This window comes from Anoxybacillus sp., assembly GCF_036834105.1.
GTDB lineage: Bacteria > Bacillota > Bacilli > Bacillales > Anoxybacillaceae > Anoxybacillus.
In genome coordinates this window covers 1-9,555 of sequence record NZ_DAITON010000091.1, presented here as the reverse complement: position 1 = coordinate 9,555, position 9,555 = coordinate 1, and the positions used below count along the sequence as shown (strand labels likewise).

Genomic DNA, 9,555 nt, shown 5'->3' with positions numbered 1-9,555 from the left:
TTTCTCATGATGAACGGTTATTATTTTAGTGGAACGAGTTTATTTTGAGTGTACAAAACCACGTTCTAATTTTGCAACACACTCCACATGCATCGTATGCGGGAACATGTCGACCGGCTGGACTTCGATCGTTTTGTATCCACCGTCTTCTAATATGCGCAAATCTCGTGCGAGTGTTGCGGGATTGCATGAGACGTAGACAATGCGCTTCGGTTTCATGGTGATCATCGTTTGTAGCAATGATTCATCACAGCCTTTTCGAGGAGGATCAACGACGATACAGTCAGCGCGCACTCCTTGCTCGTACCATTTCGGGATGATGACTTCCGCCTCTCCGACCGCAAATTCAACGTTTGTCATGCCGTTTAGTTCAGCGTTTCGTTTCGCATCGGCAATCGCTTCGGGAACGATTTCGACCCCGTACACTTTTTTCGCGTTTTTTGCTAAAAAGAGCGAAATCGTTCCGATGCCACAATACGCATCAATGACTGTCTCCTTCCCAGTCAACTCCGCATATTCCAGCGCTTTTTCGTACAGCACTTTCGTTTGCTCAGGGTTTACTTGATAAAAGGAACGGGCAGAAATCGCAAACCGAATGTCGCCGATATAGTCATACATATATTCCGATCCCCAAAGCACGCGCGTATGCTCTCCCATAATGACATTCGTCCGCTTCGGGTTTATGTTTTGCACAATGGACTTCACGTTCGGGACACGTTGTACAATTGCTTCAACGATTTTCTTTTTATGCGGCAACTCCTCGGTGCGTGTAATTAAAACGACCATCACTTCCTTTGTCGTTGCCCCATAGCGCGCCATAATGTGACGAAGCACACCTTTATGCGTCTGTTCATTGTAGGCTGGGATGTTATATTGCTCGCAAATTTGTTTGACGGTTTGCACGACGATATCATTCATTTCTTGTTGGATCAAACAGGCGTCCATGTCGATAATGTCGTGGCTACGTTCTTTATAAAAACCCGCCACAAGCCCACCTTCGCGCTCACCGACAGGTACTTGCGCTTTGTTTCGATACCGCCACGGGTCGTTCATGCCGAGGACAGGGTGAACGGTCGCATGTTCAATTTTCCCGATGCGAGCGAGCACTTCTTTAACATGTTTATGTTTTGCCTTCAGCTGCCCTTCGTAACGAATATGTTGCAGCTGGCATCCACCGCATTGTTTATAAATAGGACACGCTGCATCCATGCGATCTTCACTTTTTTCATACAGTTCGATCAAACGACCGAAACCGTACCCTTTTTTTACTTTTACTACTTTCACTTTCGCTTTTTCGCCGGGTAAACCGTTTGGAACGAAAATTGGAAAACCATCGATTTTCGCCACCCCTGCCCCGTCGTGCGTGAAATCTTCAAATACGACGTCATAATATTCGTTTTTTGCTACTGGTGCTTCCATTTATCTTTCCCCTTCCGCAAAATGCTGTCAAGATTGTAGCATAGTCGAACAAAAAAGAACAGGTTCACTCCCCTGTTCTCATTTGCTCAGCTTTTTCTTTCGGAACAAATACGTTCATATGACGATACAAGTTGACAAATTCGCCCGGAAGCATGCCGCCATACTCTCCATCTAAATTAAGCTGCATGTTTTCTTCTGTATACACTTTGACGCGGTTTGCTTTCGTATAAATGACGTGCGGGTCGTGAATATGCTCACCGCGCAAGGCGAGCGTCGCAATTTTAATAAATTCAGCTAAGTTCGTTTCCTTCAAAATAATTAAATCAAACATGCCGTCGTTTAACGATGAGTTTGGTGCTAATTTTTCAAAGCCGCCGACAGAGTTTGTCAATGAAACGAGAAACAGCATGACAGCCCCTTCAAACATTTTCCCATCGTACTCGATTTTGACATGGACAGGGTGCAAGGAAGGAAGCATTTCAATTCCTTTTAAATAATAGGCGAGTTGACCAATCATCGTTTTCAATTTGCTTGGTACTTCGTACGTTAATTCCGTCAAACGTCCGCCACCGGCAATGTTAATAAAATAATGCGTCTTTCCTTCGTTCGTTACCGCTCCAATATCAATCGGCACCGCTTCCCCGTTGATGATCACATCACACGCTCCTTCAATCGAGCGCGGTACACCGATCGCGCGAGCAAAATCGTTCGTCGTACCAACCGGAATAATACCAAGGTTCGGACGATAAGACGCATCAGCTAATCCATTGACGACCTCATTAATCGTTCCATCGCCACCTGCGGCAATGACAAGGTCAAATTCGCGCTCAACTGCTTTTCTTGCCGCCTCTGTCGCATCCCCTGCCCCTGTTGTCGCATGACATGACGTTTCATATCCTGCTTGTTCTAACCGAATCAGTACATCAGGCAAATGCTTTTTAAATACTTCCCTTCCTGACGTCGGATTATAAATAATACGTGCTCGTTTCATCCTCATCATCCTATTTGATTTATTTTTCCACTATTTAACATCATACCAAATTTTCATGACCGTTGCAATGAACAAAAGAAAGCCGACTCAACTGAGCCAGCTTATATAAACATTTCATACCAAATTTTTATCACAGTCGCTACAATTAATACAAGCAAAATGTATTCGAGCGTTTTCGTATTGATTTTTTGACTCAGTTTTGCCCCAACAGGAGCAGCTAGTAAACTAGCAACAACCATCACGATCGACGGGACAAGGAGCATATGTCCACCCATCACTTTTCCAACTGTCGCCCCAATGGATGAAATGAACGTAATCGCTACAGACGAACCGATCGCGATGCGCGTCGGCACTTTTAAAATGACGAGCATAATCGGTACAATAATGAACGCTCCTGCCGCTCCAACGATGCCAGAAGCCACCCCAACAATAAACGATAATATGACCGCATATAACCGATTGAATGTAAGCTGTTGCGCCGATACATCTTCGCTCCCTTTCGGCTTTGGGAGAAACATTAATATCGCTGCAATCGATGCTAAAATGGCATAAACGAAGTTAATGGTTTCATTCGCTAAAAATGTCGATCCGTATGCACCGATAAAACTGCCGAGCACAATCGCTGTTCCCATATAGGCAACGAGCCGAAACGATACGTATCCACCTTTTTTGAACACGATCAGGGCCGCAAGCGTTGAGAAAAACACTTGCACCGCGCTAATCGCAGCTACTTCTTGTGCCGTAAAAGCGACAAAGCCAAGAAGCGGAGGAATGTATAAAAGCATCGGATATTTAATGACCGAGCCGCCAATGCCAACCATCCCTGATAAAATGGAGCCAATTGCACCAATAAGAAAAAGAACAAGTAAATAGGAAACTGTATATTCCATGATGAGACGCTCCTTTAGACTAAATCAGCAATATGATTTTTTAAGGCGTATTGAATAAGTTCATGTTTTTCTTTAATACCGAGTTTTTGCATAATGTTCGTTTTATGATTTTCTACTGTCTTCGGGCTGATTTTCAACTTGTTCGCAATTTGGTTATTTGTGTATCCTAAAAACGTAAGCCGTACAATTTCTCGCTCACGATTCGTTAGTGGAGACTTCGGCTCTTTTTCAGCAAACATTTTTTCAAGTCGTTCTTTAGGAATATGGGTGCGATAAAAGCGTTTGCCGTGATACACAGCTTGCAACGCCTCATGTAAATCGTTCGTCTGGCTATTTTTTAACAAATAACCGTGAATATGATATTGAATCGCTTTTTGCACATATATTTCCTCGTCATGCATCGTTAAGACGATTACTTTCACATCTTCTAATTCATCCATAATCGTTTTTGCGGTCGTAAATCCGTCAAGCCCTGTCGGCATTGACAAATCAAGCAAAATGACATCAGGATGATGCTTCAATGCAAGCGTGATGGCATCACAACCGTTGCTTGCTTCCCCGACGACTTCCACATCGCCAAACCCTTCAAGAAGCAAACGAATGCCTTTACGAATTAAATCATGATCATCAACAATCAACACTTTCATCCTCTCCGTCCCCCTTTAACGGCACGCGCACAAAAATTGTTGTTCCTTTCATCGGCATAGATGTAATCGTCGTTTGACCACCAAGATGAAAAACGCGCTCTTGAATGTGCTTTAAGCCAAGTCCCTCGCGCTTTTCTTCAACATAAAAACCAACGCCGTTATCTTCAACAAACACTAGTAATTCTCGCTCCGTTTGCTCAATCGAAACACGCACCTTTGTCGCTTTTGCATATTTCATTACATTATGCAACGCTTCTTGAATAATACGATACAAATTAATTTCCATTGTTGGCGATAAACGTGCATGTACGTTCGTTTGCAACGAAAATGACGTAGTTGGCATTTTCGATTGTAGCGAATGAATAAGCGATTGAATGGTCGGGATGAGCCCGAGTGCATCTAGACTTTTTGGGCGAAGTTGTTGCGCATATAGTTTCACATCTTCCATGACACGTCCGAGCTCTTCGCGCACTTCTTTGACATATGCATGAAGCTTCTCATCTTGCACACGTTGAATAATATTATCTAATGCGATGGAAATGCTGTAGAGCGATTGGCCGACACCATCATGCAATTCTTGTGCTAAACGTTTATGTTCCTCTTCTTTTGCTTCCGTTAGTTTTTTTACCATCCATTTTGAACGGCGCGCCTCTTCTTCTTTTTTCTTTGCCGTTTGATCACGCAAAACAAGCAAGTAATATTTGGCATCATCTTGTTCGAGAATGAGCGCTGTGCTCATTTCTACATCGATGAAATGTCCGTGATACGTCGGCATTTCTGATAAAAAATAAGGCACTTCCTCTGTTGAAATTAAATAACAGCGCTCTTCACCTTCTTTCACATCGCGTTGTTGACAAAACGAGCAATACGGCACTTTGTCGCCAAGTTGCCAGCCGGTAAGCCGTTTGGCAGCCGGATTCATTTCTACAATTGTTCTTTCGTGATCCATGACGATAATTCCGTCTTGAATGTATGCAAAAATTTTATCTAAAAACCGCATGTTCTCACCTCTCTTCCATTATAAAGAAAAAAAGAAGAAAGATGAAAAGAAAGGACTGACAACGTCAGCCCTTATGATTGCTTCACAACTGGAAGCTTTTCTCTCGTCCACGCTAAATATCCGCCTTTTAAGTTAAGCACTTGTTTCAAACCTTTTGCTTGTAAAATGCTTGCGCCAATGGCTGAACGCGCACCGGAGCGGCATTGAACAACGTATGTTTTGCCTTCTGGAATTTCATCGAGGCGGTCCGCGAGTGTACCGAGCATGATGTGGTGAGCTCCTTCAATATACCCTTCGTCCCATTCTGCTTGATTGCGTACATCAATAAGGTAATAACGGTCATCTTTTACATATTGTTGTAGTTGATGGACATCAATTTCTTCGTAGCTCTCCACTTCACCATCTAATGCGACGGATGGCTCGATGTATGCGACAACGCGATCTAATCCGATATAAGCAAGCGCTTTACGAACGGCTTGCACCTCCTCTTCGTTCGCGATTAACACGATATGCTGGTCATAACTAATTAACCAACCTGCCCAGTTTGTAAATGACTTGTTAAACGGGATGTTAATTGCTCCTGCGTAATGTGCATTCGCAAATTGTTCGGACGGACGAACGTCTAAAATGAACGCGCCGTTTGCTTTATATTCGTCGAGTTGCTCACGCGTTTGCAACGCTGGCACTTCTTCTTCATTTAAATAGGCAGGACCGATTTTGTTTACTTTTTTCATCATCGCAAAATATTTTGGAGGCTCTGGTTGACCTGTAAGAAGTAGTTTTACAAATTGTTCCTCATCTTCGATTTTTAATGCCCAGTTGTTTAACTTTTCGTATCCAACCGTCGAAACTGGAACAGCCCCAAGCGCTTTTCCGCATGCGCTTCCTGCTCCGTGTGCCGGCCATACTTGCAAGTAATCTGGGAGCGCTTTAAATTTTTTCAGCGATTGGAACATTTGGCGTGCTCCTACATCGGCTGTGCCGACAACACCTGCCGCCTTTTCAAGCAAATCTGGACGACCGATATCACCAACGAAAACGAAATCGCCTGTGAAAATCCCCATTGGCTCTGTTGAACCGCCGCCTTTATCTGTTAGAATGAAAGAAATATGCTCTGGTGTATGTCCTGGGGTGTGGAGCACTTTGAACTCGACGTTTCCAACAGTAAAAATGCTTCCTTCTTTTACAAGTTCGTAATCGACTTCATCTAAATATTGATACTTCCAGTTTGCATCCCCTTCGTCAGATAAATAAAGCTTTGCTCCACAACGTTTCGCTAATTCTTTCGCCCCTGAAACGAAGTCCGCGTGAATATGTGTTTCTGTTGCCGCAACGATTTGTAATCCTTCTTTTTTCGCTGTATCGATATACCAATCGACATTGCGACCCGGATCGACAACGATCGCTTCTCCTGTCCGCTGACATCCGACTAAATAAGACATGTGCGCTAACTGCTCATCGAAAAATGAACGAAATAACATATACATCCCCTCCAATTTATTTATGTTTATTTGCTACATCAAGTAGCGTTTCGATATATTTAAACCCATCTTGAATAAGTGGGTGTTTTAACAAGCGGTACATGCGCAATAGTGACACAGAAGACGAATCGCGTTCGCGTTGAAAGCGTTCGTTTGTTTCTTTTAAAATGTCAAGCCCTTTTTCAATTGGGACAATATCTTTTGTACCTTGTATCACATACGCCATCGACTCGCGATCATTGATGACGTTTGTTACAAATGAAATGAACTCTTCCGCTTTTTGCAACCATTGAACGAGCGTTGGTAACAGCTGAATAAGCGTGGCAAGTGCCTCGATGTGCTCAGCCGTTAAACGAAATGGCGCTACTTTTTCCTCAAATTCTGTAAATAAAGCTTCCAGCGATTGTTTATCATTCATCACATGTTGAACAACCGCTATTTTTTCTTCTACCGACTCCATCGCATCTTTTAGTTGTGGGAGTTTCTCAATAAAGTAGCGGAGCGCTTCTCGTTGTTCATCGTTTTCGAGTAATTGCAACATGTTACCTCCCCCTCTCTACATCAGCCCTTTTAACATGCCGTTCCAGTAGACGATCGGTAATACATTTCGTTTCATGATATACATGCTCATCCGCTCTTTTGACTGATCAAATGGAAACGTTTCTTGCGGATGTTTATCATAATCAAACTCAGCTAACACAAGCTTGTTATAACCCGTTACGAGCGGGCATGATGTATAACCATCATAGCGTGCTTTTAACGGTTTTCCGTTCATGAGCGCTAGTAAATTTTCGGCCACAACAGGAGCTTGCTTTCGAATGGCTGCACCTGTTTTCGATGTCGGTAAGTTTGTGCAATCACCCGCACCGAACACATTTTCATACGTTTTATGTTGCAACGTATACGGATCGACATCGACCCATCCTGCCGTGTCGGCTAACGGGCTCTTTTGAATAAAAGATGGTGGTCCCATCGGCGGTGTAACGTGAATCATATCGAAGCTTAATGTAAACCGCTCACCTGTATCGAGATGTTCAAATGTCGCTTTTTTCGCCTCTCCATCAATTTCAACTAATTCGACACGATATTTCGTTTCGATTTGTTTTCGTTGAATGACTTTCTCAAGCGTATCGGCATATCGCTTCACTGCAAAAATGTTTGGCAACCCTGAAGCGAAAATAATGTTCGTTTGTTCGCGCACACCAGATTGACGGAAATAATCATCAGCTAAATACATAATTTTTTGTGGGGCTCCACCGCATTTTACTTGTGTGCTCGGCTGAGTGAAAATGGCTGTGCCACCGCGGAAATTGCGAATGTTTTCCCACGTGCTCTGCACATAATCGTATGAATAATTGCTGCAAACACCGTTTTTGCCGATCGTTTCTTTCAGCCCTTTAATTTGATCCCAATAAATTTCAACACCAGCTGCTACAACTAAATAGTCGTAACGAACGATTGATCCTTCTTTCGTTTTTAATATATTGTCTTCTGGTGAGAACGTATCGACCGCTTCTTTCAACCATCTCGCCCCGTCTGGAATAAGCGATGCTTGCTCGCGAACGGAGTCTTCTACTTTGGCTGCACCGCCGCCAACGAGCGTCCAAAGCGGTTGATAATAATGTTTATCGGATGGGTCAATGAGAAACACCTGTCCATGTAATTGACGATTTTTTCTTAAAAGACGTGATGCAATTGAAATTCCTGCAGAACCCGCCCCAACAATTGCTACTTTTACATCGTAGACGTTCGCCATCGTTCATCGCTCCTTTTGTATCCGCTTTCAATTTTGTTTTCTTAACTTAATTACATTGTATATGTTGTTAACTTATATACCCATAGGGGATTTCCCTTATCTTTTTCATACATAAAAAAGAGCGGTCGACACCGCTCTACGCTTTATACCATTGATCATTCATTTGTACACCTGCCGCTTTCAGTAACGTATATACAGGGCAGCGTGCTTCCACCTTTTCTTTCAACTGTTGAATGCGCTCTTCGCTTTCGTTCGTTTTGACTGCTACTTCCACAGACACATGTTCAAAATATGGACGTACGGATGAATCCCCCATAAACCCACGTGGATCAAATTGTCCTTTTACTGTGAAAGTCATGTCTTGTAAATCGAAATTCATCTCTCTCGCAACGACATGGGCCGTCACATTTTCACATGCAGCGAGCGCCCCAAGTACCATTTGAAGCGGATTGGCTCCTAAATCTTGACCACCCATTTGTCTTGCCTCGTCAATAACAAACTCATGTTTTCCTGCTTTAACGCGTGTTGTTACTCCTTCGACTGTTGCTTGAACGATAAATGTCATTTTATTCATCATGACCAGCTCCCTTTCTTCGTTGTTTTATAATTGTTTAAACCAATATCGACTTGCGATTTTTCCATAGTAAGCAATAGACTGCTGTTGAACAATAAAAGCGAGCGTCACGATAAGTGCAGCCTCAGCACCGAAAGATGTGGCAGCTAAGCCGATCGCAATCGATAAGTTGCGTAAAACTGTGCCGTTTACGAGCGCAATGCCATCTTCACGGTTGAAAAATTGCTTAGCTACCAATGTGCTAATGACGTAATTAATCAAATAGAAAAGCAACAATACCCCCAATGCGATGACAATAAGCTGCAAGTTCGCTACAATCATTTTCGCTCGCATGCTAATGCTCACAAACACAACATATAACATACCCCAAATACTTAATGGAGCGAAATTTGGCTTCACATACTTTTGAAATTGCTCTGGCGTATATTTTTTCATCAACCATTTAAATGTCATGTGTCCAAGAACCATCGGCACAAATACAACAAGCAAAATCGTACGGAACGTTTCGATGACGTTAATATCGACGTATTTTCCGACCATCGCCAACAAATACCAAGGTGTCAATAAAGAGCCGAGCACGAGGCCGAATACGGTCAGCTTTACCGCCGCTGTCATATTTCCCTTTTGAATAGCTGTCCACGAAATCGTCATCCCACTTGTCGGCAACAGCGCTGACAATGCAAGCCCTGCGAACATGATCGGATGATTGTGCAACATCATCTTCCCAATGAGAAAAGCGACGAGTGGAATGATAGCAAAATTAATTACGAGAGACGCAAACAATATTTTCTTTTCTT

General features: G+C 43.0%; 10 protein-coding genes. All 10 read right to left on the bottom strand.

Annotation, left to right across the window (positions count from 1 at the left end; all coding sequences use genetic code 11):
- Nucleotides 1–39: 39 nt before the first annotated feature.
- Nucleotides 40–1,419 (bottom strand): 23S rRNA (uracil(1939)-C(5))-methyltransferase RlmD, encoded by a 1,380-nt coding sequence (rlmD, locus tag V7Z64_RS09470; RefSeq protein WP_334110215.1) that lies wholly within the window; start codon nucleotides 1,417–1,419, stop codon nucleotides 40–42.
- A 64-nt stretch (nucleotides 1,420–1,483) separates the two neighbouring features.
- Complete coding sequence (locus V7Z64_RS09465) at nucleotides 1,484–2,410, bottom strand: diacylglycerol kinase (RefSeq protein ID WP_297991173.1); 927 nt, start codon at nucleotides 2,408–2,410, stop codon at nucleotides 1,484–1,486.
- 101 nt (nucleotides 2,411–2,511) lie between these two features.
- Nucleotides 2,512–3,300, bottom strand: coding sequence for a sulfite exporter TauE/SafE family protein (locus V7Z64_RS09460; protein WP_297991171.1), 789 nt, complete (start codon nucleotides 3,298–3,300; stop codon nucleotides 2,512–2,514).
- Nucleotides 3,301–3,314: 14 nt separating this feature from the next.
- Nucleotides 3,315–3,947 (bottom strand): response regulator transcription factor, encoded by a 633-nt coding sequence (locus V7Z64_RS09455; protein ID WP_297991169.1) that lies wholly within the window; start codon nucleotides 3,945–3,947, stop codon nucleotides 3,315–3,317.
- The gene (locus tag V7Z64_RS09450; RefSeq protein WP_297991168.1) at nucleotides 3,928–4,947 is read right to left on the bottom strand and encodes a PAS domain-containing sensor histidine kinase; all 1,020 of its coding nucleotides are present in this window, start codon (nucleotides 4,945–4,947) and stop codon (nucleotides 3,928–3,930) included. The genes V7Z64_RS09455 and V7Z64_RS09450 overlap by 20 nt, the downstream gene beginning before the upstream one ends.
- A gap of 71 nt (nucleotides 4,948–5,018) precedes the next feature.
- Nucleotides 5,019–6,428, bottom strand: coding sequence for an MBL fold metallo-hydrolase (locus V7Z64_RS09445; RefSeq protein WP_297991166.1), 1,410 nt, complete (start codon nucleotides 6,426–6,428; stop codon nucleotides 5,019–5,021).
- 16 nt (nucleotides 6,429–6,444) lie between these two features.
- Nucleotides 6,445–6,969: a hypothetical protein gene (locus tag V7Z64_RS09440; protein WP_297991163.1), complete on the bottom strand. Its 525-nt coding sequence runs from the start codon at nucleotides 6,967–6,969 to the stop codon at nucleotides 6,445–6,447.
- A gap of 15 nt (nucleotides 6,970–6,984) precedes the next feature.
- Complete coding sequence (locus V7Z64_RS09435) at nucleotides 6,985–8,184, bottom strand: FAD/NAD(P)-binding oxidoreductase (protein WP_297991161.1); 1,200 nt, start codon at nucleotides 8,182–8,184, stop codon at nucleotides 6,985–6,987.
- Nucleotides 8,185–8,320: 136 nt separating this feature from the next.
- Nucleotides 8,321–8,758 carry an OsmC family protein gene (locus tag V7Z64_RS09430; protein WP_297991159.1) on the bottom strand — a complete coding sequence of 146 codons (438 nt, stop codon included), beginning with the start codon at nucleotides 8,756–8,758 and terminating at the stop codon, nucleotides 8,321–8,323.
- A 27-nt stretch (nucleotides 8,759–8,785) separates the two neighbouring features.
- Nucleotides 8,786–9,555: arsenic resistance protein (locus V7Z64_RS09425; RefSeq protein ID WP_334110212.1), on the bottom strand; the 770-nt coding region annotated here is incomplete at its 5' end.

Bases quoted from the DNA above. Each gene is read 5' to 3' on its own strand.
- V7Z64_RS09460 (WP_297991171.1), bottom strand. From the start codon at position 3,300: ATGGAATATACAGTTTCCTATTTACTTGTTCTTTTTCTTATTGGTGCA.
- V7Z64_RS09465 (WP_297991173.1), bottom strand. From the start codon at position 2,410: ATGAAACGAGCACGTATTATTTATAATCCGACGTCAGGAAGGGAAGTA.
- V7Z64_RS09450 (WP_297991168.1), bottom strand. From the start codon at position 4,947: ATGCGGTTTTTAGATAAAATTTTTGCATACATTCAAGACGGAATTATC.
- V7Z64_RS09445 (WP_297991166.1), bottom strand. From the start codon at position 6,428: ATGTTATTTCGTTCATTTTTCGATGAGCAGTTAGCGCACATGTCTTAT.
- V7Z64_RS09455 (WP_297991169.1), bottom strand. From the start codon at position 3,947: ATGAAAGTGTTGATTGTTGATGATCATGATTTAATTCGTAAAGGCATT.
- V7Z64_RS09435 (WP_297991161.1), bottom strand. From the start codon at position 8,184: ATGGCGAACGTCTACGATGTAAAAGTAGCAATTGTTGGGGCGGGTTCT.
- rlmD (WP_334110215.1), bottom strand. From the start codon at position 1,419: ATGGAAGCACCAGTAGCAAAAAACGAATATTATGACGTCGTATTTGAA.
- V7Z64_RS09430 (WP_297991159.1), bottom strand. From the start codon at position 8,758: ATGAATAAAATGACATTTATCGTTCAAGCAACAGTCGAAGGAGTAACA.
- V7Z64_RS09440 (WP_297991163.1), bottom strand. From the start codon at position 6,969: ATGTTGCAATTACTCGAAAACGATGAACAACGAGAAGCGCTCCGCTAC.